Source organism: Streptomyces albidicamelliae (assembly GCF_025642175.1).
Classification (GTDB): Bacteria; Actinomycetota; Actinomycetes; order Streptomycetales; family Streptomycetaceae; genus Streptomyces; species Streptomyces albidocamelliae.
Map to the genome: position 1 here is coordinate 4190741 of NZ_CP106795.1, position 17527 is coordinate 4208267.

Here is a 17527-nt window from a genome sequence, read left to right on the forward strand (position 1 = left end):
GCAAGGGGTTAGCGGGAAACCCGGGTCCACCCCATGGACACCAGGAATCCCGGCAGGACAATGCTGGACATCCCCTCACGAGTGCGTGTACATGTGGAGACACCGCTAGCGGCGCAGAATCACATGGGGGTTTGCGATGCTTTTGAGCAAAACGCACCGGTCTGAAAGCCGGACGCCATGAGCGCCCCGCATCCTCCGAAAGTGGCCGGAATCGATTCAGCGGTTCCCACGGCCCCACACACTGCCGCGCCCACTCCCCCCGCGCCGGGCACGGAGCCCTCCCCGGACCCCCATCCGGCCGTCCGCAACGCCCCCGCCCCGCACGCCCCCGCCCCCGGCACCGTCCTCCAGGACCGGCTGGCCGGCTGGGTCTCCGACCTCACCACGCTCCACGAACTGACCGAGCGGCTCTCCCGCACGAACGCGCTGGAGCCCGCCCTCCAGGAACTGCTGCGCGCCGGAGCCGCCCTCGTCGGCGCCCGCCGCGGCCTCGTCGTCCTGGAGCCCGGCGACGGGCTCGGCCCCCGCACCACCCTCGGCCTCGGTCTCGGCCGGGCGGACCTCGGGCACATCGAGACCGTCCCGCAGGGCTCACTGCCGTACGACACCGGCCAGGGCGCCGAGGTCGTCCATCCCGATCTGCTCGCCGAGGACGGCCTCGACCCCCGCCACCGCGAGGTCGCCGCCCGTCTCGGCTACGCCGCCAGCTACGCCCTGCCCCTCGCCTCCGACTGCGCCGGGCGCCTCGGCGCCGCCGTCTGGCTCTACGACGAGCCGGCCGAACCCCACGAGCGGCAGCGCCACCTCGCCGGCCTCTACCTCCGGCACGCCACCGAGCACCTCGCCCGGCTGCTGGAGGTGGACCGCACCCGCGCGCGCATGGCGACCCTCACCGAGGAACTGCTGCCGTCCCGGCTGCCCCGGGTGGCCGGTGTCCAGCTCGCCGCCCGGCACCGCAGCGGACCGCGCGGCGGCGGCGACTGGTACGACGCGCTGCCGCTGCCGGACGCCGCGCTCGGCCTGTCCGTCGGCTCGGTCACCGGCTCCGGACCCAGCGCCGTGGCCGCCATGGGCCGGCTGCGCGCCTCCCTGCGGGCCTACGCGGTGATGGAGGGCGAGGACCCCGTCGCCGTCCTGTCCGACCTGGAGCTGCTGCTGCGGCTGACCGAGCCGGCCCGCTCGGCCACCGCCCTGTTCGCCTACTGCGAGCCGGCGCTGCGCAAGGTCACCCTGGCCGGTGCCGGGCACAGCCCGCCGCTGCTGATCGGCGAACGGCGCACCGAGTTCGCCGAGACCTCCGTCTCCGCGCCGCTCGGCATGCTGGCCTGCTGGGAGGCCCCCAGCGTCGAGGTGCAGGCGGAGGCGGGCGACACGGTCCTGCTCTACACCGACGGGCTGCTGCACCGCACCGGCGACCCGATGGACCGCGCCTTCACCCGGCTGCACGCGGCCGCGGCCGGCATCCCGCGGGCACTGCGCCACGACCCCGGCGCGGTCGCCGACCACGTCCTGCGCACGGTCCTGCCGGACGGCCTGGACACGGCCGACAGCGAGGAGGACGTGGTCCTGCTGGCGGCGCGCTTCGACTGACGGCCGGCCGTGGCTGGCATGACCGGGCATAACAGGTCATCCGGCCCCCGCCCGCTCCCGGTACGACCGTACGATGATGGAGGCCCCCGCTCGGCCACAAGCAGGAGCGCCGCGGGCTTCCGGGGGAGATCAATGGCGTATCGAGGAGGATCACGTGTCCGACGAGCTCAACCCGGCTGTGCCCGATTCCGTTACCGCGGAGGGCCCCGAGACCGAGTCCGAGGAGACCGTCAAGCAGCGGAAGAACGGCCTGTACCCGGGCGTCTCCGACGAGCTGGCCGAGAGCATGCAGTCCGGCTGGGCCGACACGGAGCTGCGTGACCTGGAGCCGATCGAGCAGGCCGCGCACACCGCGCGCCGCCGTGCCGCGCTCTCCGCCCGCTTCCCGGGCGAGCGCCTGGTGATCCCGGCGGGCAACCTGAAGACCCGCTCGAACGACACCGAGTACGCCTTCCGCGCCTCCGTCGAGTACGCCTACCTCACCGGCAACCAGACCGAGGACGGCGTCCTGGTGCTGGAGCCCGCCGGCGAGGGCCACGAGGCGACGATCTACCTGCTGCCGCGCTCCGACCGCGAGAACGGCGAGTTCTGGCTCTCCGGCCAGGGCGAGCTGTGGGTCGGCCGCCGCCACTCCCTCGCCGAGTCCGAGGCGCTGTACGGCATCCCCGCCGCCGACGTGCGCGAGCTGGCCGACGCGCTGCGCGAGGCCACCGGCCCGGTGCGGGTCGTGCGCGGCCACGACGCCGGCATCGAGGCGGCCCTGACCGACAAGGTCACCGCCGAGCGCGACGAGGAGCTGCGCGTCTTCCTCTCCGAGGCCCGCCTGGTCAAGGACGAGTTCGAGATCGGCGAGCTGCAGAAGGCCGTCGACTCCACGGTCCGCGGCTTCGAGGACGTCGTGAAGGTCCTGGACAAGGCCGAGGCGACCAGCGAGCGCTACATCGAGGGCACGTTCTTCCTCCGCGCGCGCGTCGAGGGCAACGACGTCGGCTACGGCTCCATCTGCGCGGCCGGCCCGCACGCCTGCACCCTGCACTGGGTCCGCAACGACGGCCCGGTCCGCTCCGGCGACCTGCTCCTGCTGGACGCGGGCGTGGAGACGCACACGCTGTACACGGCCGACGTCACGCGCACGCTGCCGATCAACGGCACGTACAGCGAGCTCCAGAAGAAGATCTACGACGCCGTGTACGACGCCCAGGAGGCCGGTATCGCGGCCGTGCAGCCGGGCGCCAAGTACCGGGACTTCCACGACGCCGCCCAGCGCGTGCTCGCCGAGCGGCTCGTCGAGTGGGGCCTGGTCGAGGGCCCCGTCGAGCGCGTCCTGGAGCTGGGCCTGCAGCGCCGCTGGACCCTGCACGGCACCGGCCACATGCTCGGCATGGACGTCCACGACTGCGCGGCCGCGCGCACCGAGACCTACGTCGAGGGCACGCTGGAGCCGGGCATGGTGCTCACCGTCGAGCCGGGCCTGTACTTCCAGGCCGACGACCTGACGGTGCCGCAGGAGTACCGGGGCATCGGCGTGCGGATCGAGGACGACATCCTCGTCACGCGGGACGGCAACCGGAACCTCTCCGCGGGCCTGCCGCGCCGCTCCGACGAGGTCGAGGCGTGGATGTCGGCCCTCAAGGGCTGATAAGACACTGCATGGCCGGGCACCCGTGCGGTGCCCGGCCATCGGCGTGTCCGTACACGTGCGAAGGTCACACGTGCCTAGGGGGAGGGTGTTCGTGGACGACTTCTGGTCCGGTGTGGGGGTGGACCTGCATCTCGAACCCGACGCGGCGGACGGACGCCGGGTCGGGCTGGAGCGGGCCCTGCGGGACGCCGTGCGCGACGGACGGCTCGGACCCGGCACCCGGCTGCCCGCGACCCGGCGCCTCGCGGCCGAGCTCGGCATCTCCCGGGGCACCGCCAAGGCGGCCTACGACCAGCTCGTCGCCGAGGGCTATCTGACGGCACGGCAGGGCTCGGGCACCCGGGTCGCCTCCCTGCCCTCCGTCGACTCCGAGGCGCCGCGGCCGCACGCGCACGCGCGTGCCCCGCGTCTCGACCTGCGCCCGGGCAGCCCCGACGTGGGCGCGTTCCCCGCGGCGGCCTGGCTGCGGGCGCTGCGCCGCGCCATAGCGACCGCGCCCTCACTGGCGTACGACTACGGCGACCCGCGCGGCCGGATCGAACTGCGCACCGCGCTCTCCGGCTATCTGGGGCGGGCGCGCGGGGTGCTCGCGCCCCCGGAGCGGATCGTCATCACCTCCGGGTACGTCCAGGGCCTCGCGCTCCTGACCCGGGTGCTCGACGGCTCGGCCGTCGCCATGGAGGACCCCGGACTGCCCTTCCACCGCGAGGTGGTGCGGCACAACGGCGGCACCGTGCGGCCGGTGTCCGTCGACGCGCGCGGGATACGCCCGGACGAACTCGGCGAGGCGGCCGCCGTGGTGGTGACTCCCGCCCACCAGTACCCGACCGGGGTCACCCTGCACCCCGAGCGGCGGCGCGCGCTCACCGACTGGGCCCGCTCCCGGGGCGGGCTGATCGTCGAGGACGACTACGACGGCGAGTTCCGCTACGACCGGCAGCCCGTGGGCGCGCTGCAGGGCATGGCACCCGGCCAGGTCGTCTACCTGGGCACCGCCTCCAAGACGCTCGGCCCCGCGCTCCGCCTGGGCTGGATGGTGCTGCCGCCGCACCTGGTCGACGCGGTCGCCGACGCCAAGCTGCACAGCGACCACCACACCGAGACCATCGGCCAGCTGGCGCTCGCCGAACTCATCGACAGCCACGCCTACGACCGGCATGTGCGCGCGTGCCGGCTGCGCTACCGGCGCCGCCGCGACCAGCTCCTGGACCGGCTGGGCCCGAGCCGGAGCGTGCGCGGGATCGCGGCGGCCTGCACGCGCTGATCGACGTGCCCGACGAGGCCGACGCGCTGGCCCGCGCGGAGGCCGAGGGCCTCGCGCTCGGCGCCCTCGGCGACCACTGGCACTCCCCGGGCCCCGGGCGGCCGCAGGGCCTGGTCGTCGGGTACGGCACCCCCCGGGAGCGTGCCTATCCGGAGGCCCTGGAAGTGCTCGCGAAGGTGCTGGACGGCTGACCCCGCCACGAGAAGTGGACCACTGCGAAGGCAGTCGATTGGGTCTGCCCGGGGGTCCACCGGGCTCCTAGCGTGATCGGTATGACGAACCGACCGCAACGGCTCCTCGCCCTGGCCCAGCTCGCCAACTCCGTGGGCGACGGCGCCTACTACACGACCTCGGCGCTGTACTTCACCCAGGTCGCCGGGATCGCCCCGGCGCGCGTGGGGCTCGGGCTGACCCTCGGCTGGGCGGTCGGTTCGCTGGTCGGGGTGCCGCTCGGGCGGCTCGCCGACCGGCGCGGCCCACGCGGCACGTCGGTGCTGCTCGCCCTCGGGACCTCGGCCGCGGTCGCCTCGTTCCTGCTGGTGCGGGGCTTCCTGCCGTTCGTCGTCGCCGCCTGCGTGTACGCCTCCGCGCAGTCGGGTCTGGCCGCGGCCCGGCAGGCGCTGCTCGCCGGGCTGGTCCCGGCCGGCGAGCGGACCGGCCTGCTGGCCCGGCTGCAGTCGACGCTGAACGGCGGGCTCGCGGTCGGGGCGGCACTCGGCGGGCTCGCGCTGGGCGCCCGGGCGGCGACCGCGTACCGGGGCGTGCTCGCGCTGGACGCGGTGTGCTTCCTGGTGTGCGCGCTGATCCTGCTGCGGCTGCCCGCCGTACGGCCGGTGGGCCCCGGCGCCGGCACCGGGCGGCTCGCGGTGCTGCGGGACCGGCCGTACGCCGTGGTGGCGCTGCTCAACGCCGTACTGCTGCTGCGCCTGCCGCTGCTGAGCCTCGCGCTGCCGCTGTGGATCACCGAGCGGACCGGGGCCCCGGCCTGGCTGGCATCCGGGCTGTTCGTGCTCAACACCCTGGCGGTGACGCTGTTCCAGGTGCGGGCGGCGAGGGCCGTCACCGGGATCGGCAGCGCGGTGCGGGTGCTGCGCCGGTCCGGGCTGGTCATGCTCGCCTCCTGCGCGGTGTTCGCCCTGTCGGCGGGACGGTCCGCCTGGCCCGCCGCGGCGGCCCTGATCGCCGGTGCGGTGCTCCAGGTGGTGGCGGAGATGCAGCAGTCGGCGGGCTCCTGGCAGCTGTCCTTCGACCTGGCCCCGGCCGACCGGATCGGCGAGTACCAGGGCCTCTTCGGCACCGGCGTGACCGTCGCCCGCACGCTCGGCCCGCTGGTGGTGACCTGGCTGCTGCTGGGCTGGGGCACGCCCGGCTGGCTGCTCCTGGGCTCGCTGATGCCGGTGGCGTCGTGCGCGATGGGCCCGGCCGCGCGCCGGGCGGCGCGGCGCCGGGCACCCCGCGCGGCCGGGGAACCGGCGCTCGTGGGCTGACCCGCGGCGGCCGGTGGACCAGCGGTGCGTCAGAGCGCGGGGGCGCGATCGTGCAGGATCCGCTGGAAGAGCCGGCAGTCCCGCCAGGCGCCGTCGATGTGCAGGTAGCTCGGGGCCAGGCCGATCGGCTCGAACCCGCACTTCGCCAGCACCCGCTGCGATCCGGTGTTGTGCACGAGCGTGGACGCCTCGATCCTGTGCAGTCCCACCGTGTCCCGTGCGAGCCGGCACATCCGCTCGACGGCGGCACTGGCCAGTCCGCGGTTCTGCCGGTCGGCGGCGATCCAGTACCCGAGGTGGGCGCTCAGGAAGGGGCCCCGGGAGATCCCCGACAGGGTGGCGGCCCCGGCGATCCGGCCGTCCTCCGCGACGAGCACCAGGGGCAGCGCGGTGCCCTCGGCGAACTGCCGCAGCAGTCCGTGCACCCGCTGGGACTGACCGGCCGCGGTGAAGAACGACTCGGGCCTGACCGGCTCCCACGGCTGGAGGTGCCGGCGGTTCGCGACGTAGGCCGCGCACATCGCGTCCACGTCACCGCGCGCGAGCAGCCGCAGCGTCACGCCGCCGGCCAGCTCCTCGGTCTCGATACGCATGCGCGCACCCTAGGGGGCGCCGGGCCACGGGCGGACCGCCCCGGCGGAGACGGAGCAGGAGGTCTCACACCGCCACGGACGGCGCGCCACCGCGCCACTTGAGCATCTTGTCGAAGCTGACCACCGTCCCGCCCCGGCCGTGACCGGCACCGATGTGGACGTGGTCGGCGAGTTCCCGGATGAGGCAGAGTCCGCGGCCGTGCTCCGAGTCCGCCCGGACGGGCCGGATGTCGGTGGTGCGCGTGAACCCCGGTCCGGAGTCCGCCACTTCGATGCGGCACTTCTCGCCGTCGAGGTAGGCGGTCACCCGGTACGCCTCCGAGGCGCCGCCCGGCATCCCGGCCCCGCCGTGCTCCACGGCGTTGGCGCAGGCCTCGCTGAGCGCGACGGACAGGTCGAAGGAGATCTCCGGGTCGACGCCCGCCGTCTCCATCGTGCCGATCAGCAGCCGCCGGGCCAGGGGCACGCTCGCGGCCTCGCGGCGCAGATGGAGTGACCACCAGATGCTCATGCTCCAGCCTCCAGGCCGCGGCTCGACATACCGTTACGTATTGCCGCGCGTAGGCGGCCGTAAGCACTGCGTCGACGTGACTCCGCCCATACGGTCGATGTGCCGGGGGAGGAATCGGTGTATGAGGGACGCGTCCGGCCACCTGGCGGACGCCGGCGGGGCGGGCAGTGCGATGATGAGCCCGCCATGACTGCCCCCCACCCGCGCACGGCGCGTCCCGGAGCCGGGCTCCGGATCCTGCGGGCCGCGGTGTTCGCCGCGGTCTGCGTCGTGCTGGCCGCGGCCGGGCACAGTCTGGCGGCCTGCGCGACCGTTCCGCTGTGGACGCTCGGCGCGGGCTTCGCCGGCTCCCTGCTGCTCGTGGCCCCGCTCGCCGGGCGGGCCCGCTCGATGCCGGCCATCGCCACGCTCCTCGCACTCGGCCAGACCGCCCTGCACACGCTGTTCGGGCTGGGCCGGCACGGGGGCACCGCGATGGCCCCGGGCGCCATGCCGATGGCGGCGCCGGACGGTTCGCTGAGCAACACCGAGCTCGTCGAGCGGGCGGCGCGGCTCGTGTGCGGGTCCGGGCCGTCGGTACTCACCCCCGGACACGCCTACCGCCTGCTGCTCGACGCGCATCTGATCGACCCCTCGCGCCGGGCCGTGGGCACCATGCCGGCCATGCACCACATGGCCGATCCCGCCGCCTCCACCGCCTCGCTGCTGCCCTCGACGCCGATGCTGCTCGCCCACGTCCTCGCGGCCGTGGCCGCGGGCTGGCTGCTGCGCCGGGGCGACCTGGCCGTGCTGCGGCTGATCGAGCTGTCGGCGCACGGAGTCGCCGAAGCGGCGCTCGTACGATCCCTGCGCGGGGCACTGGCGCTGGTGCACGCCCTGTGCGCCGGGCTGCTGCCCGCCGTCGAGCCGCCCCCGTGCGCTCGCCGCGCCGCCCGGGACGAGGAACCCGCCCCGCGCACCACCGCGCTCCAGCACACGGTGATCCGGCGCGGCCCGCCCGCCACCGGGTACGCCCTCGCCGCCTGACGCGACCGCACCACTCCACACCGCCGGTGGGAGAGGGCCGCGTCCGCGCGGCCGCGCCCGTGCGCAAGCCCGGCCACCGCGACCCCAGCGAGTGGCACTGCGCACGCACGCGTATCTCTCAGCACCCGTGACCACCACCGGACCTCACTCAGAGTGGAGTGCCCCTGCCATGCAGGCTTCTCGTGTCGCCTCTCGCCGTACCGTCTCCCGTCTCGCCGCCGCCGCTGCCGTCGCCGGCACGGCCGTGCTGACCCTGTCGGCCCCGGCCTTCGCGCACGTCACCGTCCAGCCCGAGGGCACCGCGGCCAAGGGCGGCTACGCGGTCGTCGACTTCAAGGTCCCCAACGAGCGCGACGACGCCTCGACCACCAAGGTCGAGGTCAACCTCCCGGGCGACCACCCGATCGCCTCGGTGATGCCGCAGCCGATCCCGGGCTGGAAGATCCAGGTCACCAAGTCCAAGCTCGACAAGCCGCTGACCATGCACGGCGAGAAGATCGACGAGGCCGTCTCCAAGGTCACCTGGACCGCCGACGGCAAGGGGATCGAGGCCGGTTACTTCCAGAAGTTCCCGCTCTCCGTCGGCGCCCTGCCGGAGGACGCCGACCAGCTCGTCTTCAAGGCCGTCCAGACGTACTCCAACAAGGAGGTCGTGCGCTGGATCGAGGTGCCCAAGGAGGGTGAGGACGAGCCGGAGAACCCGGCCCCCGTGCTGGAGCTGTCCGCCGCGACCGGCGACCACCACGGCACGGCGGCCGCCGAGGACACCGCCGCCGAGACGGGGAAGACGGCCGCCGCCGCGGACTCCGGCTCCGACGGCGGCAGTGACACCACCGCACGCGTGCTCGGCGTGGTCGGCATCGTCGTCGGCATCGCGGGCGTCGCCTACGGCGTCCTCGCCGGCCGCCGCCGGACCGCAGCCTGAGCCAAGGTTCCGTCCGCGCGCCGGGGCCGTGCGACGCTGTCGTACGACCCCGGTGCGCGCCGGAGTTCTCACATCTGGGACATTTTTCTATGCGCAACAAGACGTTCGCCGCGGCCGCGCTGCTCGCCGCCGCCACCCTGACCCTCTCCGCCTGCGGCAGCGGGAACGACGGCGGGTCATCGGTCTCCGTGGTCTCCGAGGAGTCCGACTCGGGCAAGGCCGCCACCGTGCTCGACCAGCCCTTCGACAAGCCCGACCTGGTCCTCACCGACACGCACGGCGAGAAGTACGACCTGCGGGCCGAGACCAAGGGCCACCCGACCCTGCTCTACTTCGGCTACACGCACTGCCCGGACATCTGCCCCACGACGATGAGCAACATCGCCGTCGCCAAGAAGGCGCTGCCCAAGGCCGAGCAGAACGATCTCCGGGTCGTCTTCGTCACCACCGACCCCGACCGGGACACCCCTGCCGAGCTGGGCAAGTGGCTCAAGGGCATCGACCCGGCGTTCGTCGGTCTGACCGGGGACTTCTCCACCGTGCAGGCCGGGGCCCGGTCCGTCGGCATCTCCATCGAGCCGACGACGAAGGACAAGAACGGCAAGGTCGTCTCCGTGCACGGCACCCAGGTCATCGCGTTCTCGCCGAAGACCGACGGCGGCTACGTCCTCTACGGCGAGGGCGCCACGGTCGACGACTACACCAAGGACCTGCCCAAGCTCGTCGAGGGAGCCAAGCCGTGAGGCATGCCGTCCCGGCCGCGGCCGCCCTCGCCGGGGCCCTCGCCCTCACCGGCTGCTCCGGCTCCGGAGCGGACTCCGGGAAGGCCGGCCTGTCGGTCAGCTCCCCCTACATGCCCCAGCCGGTCTCCGCCGACATGGCCGCCGGGTTCCTGACGATCACCAACGAGGGCACGGCCGAGGACGAGCTGACCTCGGTCAGCAGCGACGTCGCCGGCCGGGTCACCATGCACAGCACCGTCGGCGGGGCGATGGCCGAGAAGTCCTCCTTCGCCATACCGGCCCACGGACGGCTCGTGTTCAGGAGCGGCGGCAACCATCTGATGTTCGAGGAGCTGCGGCGCAAGCCCCGGCAGGGCCAGACCGTCACCGTGAAGCTCACTTTCGCGGAGTCCGGGCCCCTCTCCGTCGAGATGCCGGTGAAGTCCGCCACGTACAACCCGTCGACCGGCCACTGAGGGAGGGACCACCTTGACGCGGACCATCACCCCCCGCCTGCGGACCCTGGTACTGCTGCTGCTCGCCGTCACCGGGGCGCTGCTGGCGGGCGCCGGACCTGCCTCCGCGCACGCGGCGCTGACCGGCAGTGACCCCGCGCAGGGGGTGGTGGTCAAGAAGGCGCCCAGCCAGGTGTCGCTCACCTTCTCCGAGACGGTCGCGATGACCGGGGACTCCGTGCGGGTCCTCGACCCCAAGGGCCGGCCGGTCCAGACGGGCACACCCGCCAACGTGAGCGGGACGACCTACGCCGTGCGGCTCAAGAGCGGCCTGGCCGAGGGCACCTACACGGTCGCCTACCAGGTCGTCTCGGCCGACAGCCACCCCGTCGCCGGTGCTTACACCTTCTCCGTCGGGGCGCCCTCGCCGACCGTGGTCTCCGGTACGGGACCGGCCGCGGGCGGCGGGACCGTCGGGGTGCTCTACGGCTTCGGACGGTACGTGTCCTACGCCGGCTTCGTCGTGCTCGCGGGCGGCGCGGCCTTCGTGCTCGCCTGCTGGCGGCGCGGCGCGGGCGTACGGGCCCTGCAGCGGCTGGTCGTCGGCGGCTGGCTGGCACTGACCTCGGCCACCCTGTGGCTGCTGCTCCTGCGCGGCGCGTACACCACCTCGGGGAAGCTCGCCGACGTCCTCGACCTCGATCTGCTCGGCCAGGTGCTCCAGACCAAGACCGGTGCCGCGCTGGTCTCCCGGCTGCTGCTGCTCGCCGCCGCCGCGCTGTTCGTCGCCGTCCTCTTCGGCGCGTACACCCGGCGGGAGGAGGGCGAGGAGAAGCGCGACCTGACCTTCGGGCTCGCGGTCGGCGGCACGGTGGTCGCGGCCGGCCTCGCCTCCAGCTGGGCCATGGCCGAGCACGCCTCGGTCGGGCTCCAGCCGGGCATCGCCATGCCGGTCGACGTCGTCCACCTGCTCGCCGTCGCCACCTGGCTGGGCGGTCTCACCGCGCTCCTGGTCGCCCTGTACCGCGCGCCCGCCGAGACGCCGGTCGAGTCCGCCGCCGTGCACCGCTTCTCCCGGCTGGCCTTCGGCTCGGTCCTCGCCCTGGTCGTCACCGGCGTCTACCAGTCCTGGCGGCAGCTCGGCTCCTGGTCGGCGTTCACCGAGACCCGGTACGGGCAGCTGCTGCTGGTCAAGATCGGTCTGGTGGCGCTGCTCGTCGGCGTCGCGGCGGTCTCGCGGCGGTGGACCGCGCGGCTCGCCGACACGGGCGCGGGCGCGCCGGCCGACCGGCCGCGGCAGGAACGGGTCGCCTCCGCGGCGGCCGGACCGACCGCCAAGGCCTCGGCCAGGGCGTCCGTGAAAGCCGGCGAGGCCGCGGGAACCAAGGGCGCCGAGACCGGCAAGGGCGACGACACCGGTGACTCCCGGCGCGCCGCACAGCTGGCCCGGCAGCGGGCCGCGGCCGACGCCGCCCGGCGCAAGCGCCTGCGGGACGCCGACCCGAACCGGTTCGGGCTGCGCCGCTCGGTGCTCGCGGAGGCCGGCGTCGCGGTCGTCCTGCTCGCCGTCACCACCGTGCTGACGCAGACCGAACCGGGCCGCACCGAGCAGCAGGCCGAGGCCGCCACGGCCGCGTCGGCCCGCTCGTCGTCGCCGTCCTCCCCCGCGTCCGGTGCGCTCACCCTGGACATGCCCTTCGACACCGGCGGCACGGACGGCAAGGGCGTCGCGCGCATCGACCTCGATCCCGCGCGCGTGGGCGGCAACGAGATGCACGTTTACGTCCAGCGTCCCAACGGCCGGGCCTTCGACGTCCCCGAGGTGAAGGTCTCCTTCACCCTGGAGGCGAAGAAGATCGGCCCGCTCCCCGTGAACCCCGACCACATCACCACCGGCCACTGGTCGGCGAGCGGAGTGCAGATCCCCATGGCCGGCGACTGGAAGATCGCGGTGACCGTGCGGACCTCCGACATCGACCAGGCGACCGTCTCCAAGAACGCGCAGATCGGCTGAACGCACCATGCCCGACCAGTCCCTCCCCGAGGCCCGGACGCCCGAGTCCGCCGTGCGCGAGCCCGCAGTCGACCCCGGCACCGGCCGGGGCGTCTCCCGGCGTGCCCTGCTCGGCACCGCCGGTGCCACTGGGCTCGTGCTCGGCGCGACCGGCGGCGCGGTGGGCTACGCCGCCGCGCCCGCCCGGGCCACTCCGCTGACCTCGGTGGGCACCGGCCGGGCGGTGTTTCACGGGAAACATCAGCCCGGTATCACCGAGGGGCTCCAGGCGCGCGGCCATCTCGTCGCCTTCGACCTGGCACCGGGTGCGGGCCGCAAGGAGGCGGCGGCCCTGCTGCGCCGCTGGTCGGCGACGGCCGAGCGGCTGATGGCGGGCGAGGCCGCTCCGCACGACGACACCGACGTGGCCCGTGACGCGGGACCCTCCTCGCTGACGGTCACCTTCGGATTCGGATACGGCTTCTTCGGCAGGACGGGCCTGGAGAAGCAGCGGCCTGCCGCGCTGGACCCGCTGCCGGCCTTCTCCTCCGACCACCTCGACAGAACCCGCAGCGACGGCGACCTGTGGGTGCAGATCGGCGCGGACGACGCCCTGGTCGCCTTCCACGCCCTGCGGGCGATCCAGAAGGACGCCGGGTCGGCCGCACGGGTGCGCTGGCAGATGAACGGCTTCAACCGCTCCCCGGGCGCCACCGCCCACCCCATGACGGCCCGCAACCTCATGGGCCAGCTCGACGGCACCCGCAACCCCCGGCCGGCCGACGCCGACTTCGACCGGCGGATCTTCGTGTCGTCCGCCACCGGGCCCGCGTGGATGGCGAACGGCTCCTACGCCGTGGTACGCCGCATCCGCATGCTGCTGGACGACTGGGAGGCGCTGTCGCGCACCGCCCAGGAGCAGGTCATCGGGCGCCGCAAGGCCGACGGGGCACCGCTGTCCGGGGGCGACGAGACGACCGAGATGGACCTGGAGAAGACGGACGCCAAGGGCGAGTACCTCGTCCCCGTCAACGCGCACGCACGGATCACCCGGCCCGACCGGAACGGGGGCGCGGCCATGCTGCGGCGCCCGTTCTCCTACCACGACGGCATCGACGCGGACGGCACGCCCGACGCCGGTCTGCTGTTCGTCTGCTGGCAGGCCGACCCGCTGCGCGGCTTCGTCCCGGTGCAGCGCAAGCTCGACCGGGGCGACGCGCTCTCGCAGTACATCCGGCACGAGGCGAGCGGGCTGTTCGCCGTGCCGGGCGGGGCGGCGGAGGGCGAGTACGTGGGGCAGCGGCTGCTGGAAGGGTGAGCCGGCACCCGCGTCCGCGACGGGCCGGCGTGCGTGCCGATACGCGAGACAGCGGCGCGTCCGGGGCCGTTCCGCGTTCAAACCACCCGGTCGGGTGGCCGTCGTGAGACGGAGGCGACGGGCCGCCGTGCCGCCGTTAGGGTGAGGACATGCCAGCGAGCTATGCGTATCTGGGCCCCGAGGGCACCTTCACCGAAGTCGCCCTGCGGACGCTCCCGGAGGCGGCCACCCGGGAGCTGATCCCGTACGTGTCGGTGCAGTCCGCGCTGGACGCCGTCCGCGCCGGTGAGGCCGAGGCGGCGTTCGTGCCGATCGAGAACTCCGTCGAGGGCGGCATCACCACCACCCTGGACGAACTCGTCGCCGGCGCACCGCTGACGATCTACCGCGAGGTGCTGCTGTCGATCACCTTCGCGCTGCTGGTACGGCCGGGCACCGAGCTCACGGACATCAAGACCGTCTCCGCCCACCCGGCGGCCCAGCCGCAGGTGCGCAACTGGCTGCGCACCCATCTGCCGGACGCGACCTGGGAGTCGGCCGCCTCCAACGCGGACGCCGCCCGCCTGGTCCAGGAGGGCCGCTACGACGCCGCCTTCGCGGGCGAGTTCGCCGCCGCCCGGTACGGGCTGCGCGCCCTGGAGACGGGGATCCACGACGCGGAGAACGCCCAGACCCGGTTCGTGCTGGTCGGCCGCCCCTCCCGGCCCGCCGCGCCGACCGGCGCCGACAAGACCTCCGTGGTGCTGTGGCAGCGCGACGACCATCCCGGAGCCCTGCGCGACCTGCTCGGTGAATTCGCCTCGCGCGGCATCAACCTCATGCTGCTGCAGTCCCGGCCCACCGGTGCCGGTATCGGCAATTACTGCTTCTGCATCGACGCCGAGGGCCACATCTCCGACCGGCGGATGGCGGAGGCGCTCAGAGGTCTGAAGCGGATCTGTCTCCAGGTGCGTTTCCTCGGTTCCTATCCGCGAGCCGACATCACCCCGGCCGAGGCCCGGCCGACGCTTCCGGGGACCTCGGACGAGGAGTTCACGGCGGCGGCAGACTGGGTGGCGCGCTGCCAGGACGGCCGCTTCTAGCCAGTCGTACCTGCGGATCATCGTTATCCACAGGAGTTATCCACAGGTGCCCTTCTCGACCTGGGGACAAGTCGACAAGGAAGTGCCGTTCGGTCGACAAATCGCCCTACGGCCCCCAGGAGGGGTCACCAGCGCATGAGTCACCCTTCGTCCACCCGTTTCCCATGGTTCATCTTTTGGGGCGACCGTTTTCCACCCGAAAGTGGGTGTGGGCGGGGTTTGACCCGGGAATTCTTCCGTCCGTTCGACGCTTCCGGAGTGATCAATTCCGGCGTCCACAGACCTTCCACACAGCCTGTGGATAACTCTTCCCGGTGTGTGGATTCCTGTGGACAACGCATATCCCAAGTCCCGTTCCCCACAAGGAAATCCGGTCAACCGGGCGCCCGAGGCGTGCCCCGTCCCAGGAAGTGAGACACTTTTCCTTGACACCCTCGGCAATTAGCGCATAACGGAACGTAAGCCGCGTATCTGAACTCTCCGGAATAGGGATTCGTGAGCGGCAACCCCGCACCGGTAGCCTGGGCCCCGTGATTGACCTTCGCCTGCTCCGTGAGGACCCCGACCGTGTGCGCGCGTCCCAGCGCGCCCGTGGAGAGGACGTCGCGCTCGTCGACTCCCTCCTGTCTGCCGACGAGCGGCGCAGGTCCTCCGGCGTCCGCTTCGACGAACTGCGCGCCGAGCAGAAGCAGCTCGGCAAGCTGATCCCCAAGGCCTCCGCCGACGAGAAGGCCGAGCTGCTCAAGCGCGCCGAGCAGCTGAAGGCCGACGTCAAGGCCGCCGACGCCGAGCGTGACGCGGCCGACGCCGAGACCCAGGAGCTGCTGCTCCGGCTCGGCAACCTCGTCCACCCCGACGTGCCCGTCGGCGGCGAGGAGGACTTCGCCACGCTGGAGACGCACGGCACCATCCGTGACTTCTCCGCCGAGGGCTTCGAGCCCCGGGACCACCTGGAGCTCGGCCAGATCCTCGGCGCGATCGACGTCGAGCGCGGCGCCAAGGTCTCCGGCTCCCGCTTCTACTTCCTCACCGGCGTCGGCGCCCTGCTGGAGCTGGCCCTGGTGAACGCGGCCATCGCACAGGCCACCGCGGCCGGCTTCACACCGATGCTCACCCCGGCGCTGGTCCGCCCGCAGTCCATGGCGGGAACCGGCTTCCTCGGCCAGGCGTCCCAGGACGTCTACCACCTCGACAAGGACGACCTCTACCTGGTCGGCACGTCCGAGGTGCCGCTGGCGGCCTACCACATGGACGAGATCATCGACGCCGACCGGCTGCCGCTGCGGTACGCGGGCTTCTCGCCCTGCTTCCGCCGCGAGGCCGGCTCGCACGGCAAGGACACGCGGGGCATCTTCCGCGTGCACCAGTTCGACAAGGTCGAGATGTTCTCGTACGTCGCTCCCGAGGACTCCCAGGCGGAGCACCAGCGCCTGCTGGAGTGGGAGAAGCAGTGGCTGACCTCGCTGGAGCTGCCGTTCCGCGTCATCGACGTCGCGACCGGCGACCTCGGCGCCTCGGCCGCCCGCAAGTTCGACTGCGAGGCCTGGATCCCGACCCAGGGCAAGTACCGCGAGCTGACCTCGACCTCGGACTGCACCGAGTTCCAGTCCCGCCGCCTGTCCATCCGGGTCCGCGACGGCAAGCAGGTCAAGCCGCTCGCCACGCTCAACGGCACCCTGTGCGCCGTACCGCGCACCATCGTGGCCATCCTGGAGAACCACCAGCAGGCCGACGGCTCGGTCCGGGTTCCCGAGGTCCTGCGCCCGTACCTGGGCGGCCGGGAGGTCCTGGCGCCGGTGACCCGGTGAGCTTCCCCTACGGGCTCGTCGCCACCGACCTCGACGGAACGCTCCTGCGCTCCGACGAGTCGATCTCTCAGCGCACCCGTGACGCGCTCGCCGCGGCCACCGCGGCGGGCGCGGCGCACATCGTCGTCACCGGCCGGGCCGTCCCCTGGACCCGGCACATCCTGGACGACCTCGGCTACGACGGCCTCGCCGTCTGCGGCCAGGGCGCGCAGGTCTACGACGCCGGGGCGCACCGCCTGCTGACCTCGGTCACCCTGGACCGGCAGCTGGCGGGGGTGGCCCTCGCCAAGATCGAGGCCGAGGTGGGCCCGCTGTATCTGGCGGCCAGCCGTGACGGCCTCGACGGCGAGGTGCTGGTGGGACCGGGGTACGCGGTCACCGGGCGGCTCCCGGCGACGCCGTTCACGGACGCGTCCGATCTCTGGACCGCGCCCCTGAACAAGATCTACATCCAGCATCCGACGCTGGGTGACGACGAGCTGGCGGCCGTCGCCCGGCAGACGGCCGGCGGGTTCGTCACGGTGGCCCTGGCCGGCGAGGGGATCGTGGAGCTGCTGCCGCTCGGCCTGTCCAAGGCCACCGGTCTGTCGCTCGCCGCCCGCCGCCTCGGTCTGAAGGCCGCCGACACGATCGCCTTCGGCGACATGCCCAACGACATCCCGATGTTCGCCTGGGCGGCCCGTGGCGTGGCCATGGCCAACGCCCACGCGGAGCTCAAGGCGGTGTCGGACGAGGTGACGTCCTCCAACGAGGACGACGGTATCGCGGTGGTGCTGGAGCGGTTGCTGGCCTGAGGGCCCCGGCCGGCGTGCCGGCCGGGGCACGGTGACAGCGTCTTGCGGAGGATGCACGGATCGAACGTGCGCGGGCCTCTCGGACCCGACCATGGCTTAGCAAGCCAGTGCCTTACCACTCGGCCAATCCTCCGGGTGGGCGGCCCACGCGAATGTGGACATCGCGTGCTCGAAGCGGCCGCCCCGGGCAGCTCCCACGGGCGTCACGGAGGAGTGGCGATCACTCCGGAGCCGGCCTCGGGCTGCCCTGCGGGGAGCTGGGCGTACTGCCGTGCATGGACATCGCCCACCTCCTCTCCCAGTGCGTGGCGCCGGGA

14 protein-coding genes, 1 tRNA gene and 1 pseudogene are annotated in these 17527 nt (G+C 73.3%); 13 read left to right on the forward strand and 3 right to left on the reverse strand.

What is annotated here, in order from left to right; all coding sequences use genetic code 11:
- The first annotated feature begins 177 nt into the window (after positions 1–177).
- From N8I86_RS19345 to N8I86_RS19360, 4 genes and pseudogenes are all read left to right on the forward strand, one after another.
- Positions 178–1590, forward strand: coding sequence for a PP2C family protein-serine/threonine phosphatase (locus N8I86_RS19345; protein ID WP_073887125.1), 1413 nt, complete (start codon positions 178–180; stop codon positions 1588–1590).
- Positions 1591–1744: 154 nt separating this feature from the next.
- Complete coding sequence (locus tag N8I86_RS19350; protein WP_073887128.1) at positions 1745–3229, forward strand: aminopeptidase P family protein; 1485 nt, start codon at positions 1745–1747, stop codon at positions 3227–3229.
- Positions 3230–3323: 94 nt separating this feature from the next.
- Positions 3324–4687 (forward strand): annotated as a pseudogene (pdxR, locus tag N8I86_RS19355) (MocR-like pyridoxine biosynthesis transcription factor PdxR).
- Between the two features lie 81 nt (positions 4688–4768).
- Positions 4769–5983, forward strand: coding sequence for an MFS transporter (locus tag N8I86_RS19360; RefSeq protein ID WP_263278312.1), 1215 nt, complete (start codon positions 4769–4771; stop codon positions 5981–5983).
- 29 nt (positions 5984–6012) lie between these two features.
- Here N8I86_RS19360 and N8I86_RS19365 read toward each other — a convergent pair whose 3' ends face one another.
- Together N8I86_RS19365 and N8I86_RS19370 are read right to left on the reverse strand one after the other, a co-directional pair.
- Positions 6013–6576 (reverse strand): GNAT family N-acetyltransferase, encoded by a 564-nt coding sequence (locus N8I86_RS19365; RefSeq protein ID WP_123437383.1) that lies wholly within the window; start codon positions 6574–6576, stop codon positions 6013–6015.
- Positions 6577–6640: 64 nt separating this feature from the next.
- Positions 6641–7087, reverse strand: coding sequence for an ATP-binding protein (locus N8I86_RS19370; RefSeq protein WP_263278313.1), 447 nt, complete (start codon positions 7085–7087; stop codon positions 6641–6643).
- A gap of 186 nt (positions 7088–7273) precedes the next feature.
- Between N8I86_RS19370 and N8I86_RS19375 the strand changes: the two genes are divergently transcribed.
- The 9 genes from N8I86_RS19375 (at position 7274) to N8I86_RS19415 (ending at position 17210) form a co-directional block, all read left to right on the forward strand.
- On the forward strand, positions 7274–8113 hold the full coding sequence (locus N8I86_RS19375; protein WP_073887136.1) for a hypothetical protein: 840 nt from the start codon (positions 7274–7276) through the stop codon (positions 8111–8113).
- A 169-nt stretch (positions 8114–8282) separates the two neighbouring features.
- Complete coding sequence (locus N8I86_RS19380) at positions 8283–9038, forward strand: YcnI family copper-binding membrane protein (protein WP_263278314.1); 756 nt, start codon at positions 8283–8285, stop codon at positions 9036–9038.
- Between the two features lie 89 nt (positions 9039–9127).
- Positions 9128–9781 carry an SCO family protein gene (locus tag N8I86_RS19385; RefSeq protein WP_263278315.1) on the forward strand — a complete coding sequence of 218 codons (654 nt, stop codon included), beginning with the start codon at positions 9128–9130 and terminating at the stop codon, positions 9779–9781.
- Complete coding sequence (locus tag N8I86_RS19390) at positions 9778–10236, forward strand: copper chaperone PCu(A)C (protein WP_123437379.1); 459 nt, start codon at positions 9778–9780, stop codon at positions 10234–10236. Before N8I86_RS19385 ends, N8I86_RS19390 begins: the two co-directional genes overlap by 4 nt.
- 13 nt (positions 10237–10249) lie before the next feature.
- Positions 10250–12229, forward strand: coding sequence for a copper resistance CopC/CopD family protein (locus N8I86_RS19395; protein ID WP_263278316.1), 1980 nt, complete (start codon positions 10250–10252; stop codon positions 12227–12229).
- A gap of 7 nt (positions 12230–12236) precedes the next feature.
- Positions 12237–13526, forward strand: a complete 1290-nt coding sequence (gene efeB / locus N8I86_RS19400) for an iron uptake transporter deferrochelatase/peroxidase subunit (protein ID WP_073887181.1) — start codon at positions 12237–12239, stop codon at positions 13524–13526.
- A 149-nt stretch (positions 13527–13675) separates the two neighbouring features.
- Positions 13676–14608 carry a prephenate dehydratase gene (gene pheA / locus N8I86_RS19405; RefSeq protein WP_073887183.1) on the forward strand — a complete coding sequence of 311 codons (933 nt, stop codon included), beginning with the start codon at positions 13676–13678 and terminating at the stop codon, positions 14606–14608.
- 530 nt (positions 14609–15138) lie between these two features.
- Entirely contained in the window at positions 15139–16416 is a 1278-nt protein-coding gene (gene serS / locus N8I86_RS19410) for a serine--tRNA ligase (protein WP_073887185.1), read from the forward strand.
- Positions 16413–17210, forward strand: a complete 798-nt coding sequence (locus tag N8I86_RS19415) for an HAD family hydrolase (RefSeq protein ID WP_123437375.1) — start codon at positions 16413–16415, stop codon at positions 17208–17210. The genes serS and N8I86_RS19415 overlap by 4 nt, the downstream gene beginning before the upstream one ends.
- 45 nt (positions 17211–17255) lie before the next feature.
- Here the strand turns inward: N8I86_RS19415 and N8I86_RS19420 are convergent.
- Positions 17256–17343, reverse strand: a tRNA-Ser gene (locus tag N8I86_RS19420).
- Between the last annotated feature and the right edge of the window lie 184 nt (positions 17344–17527).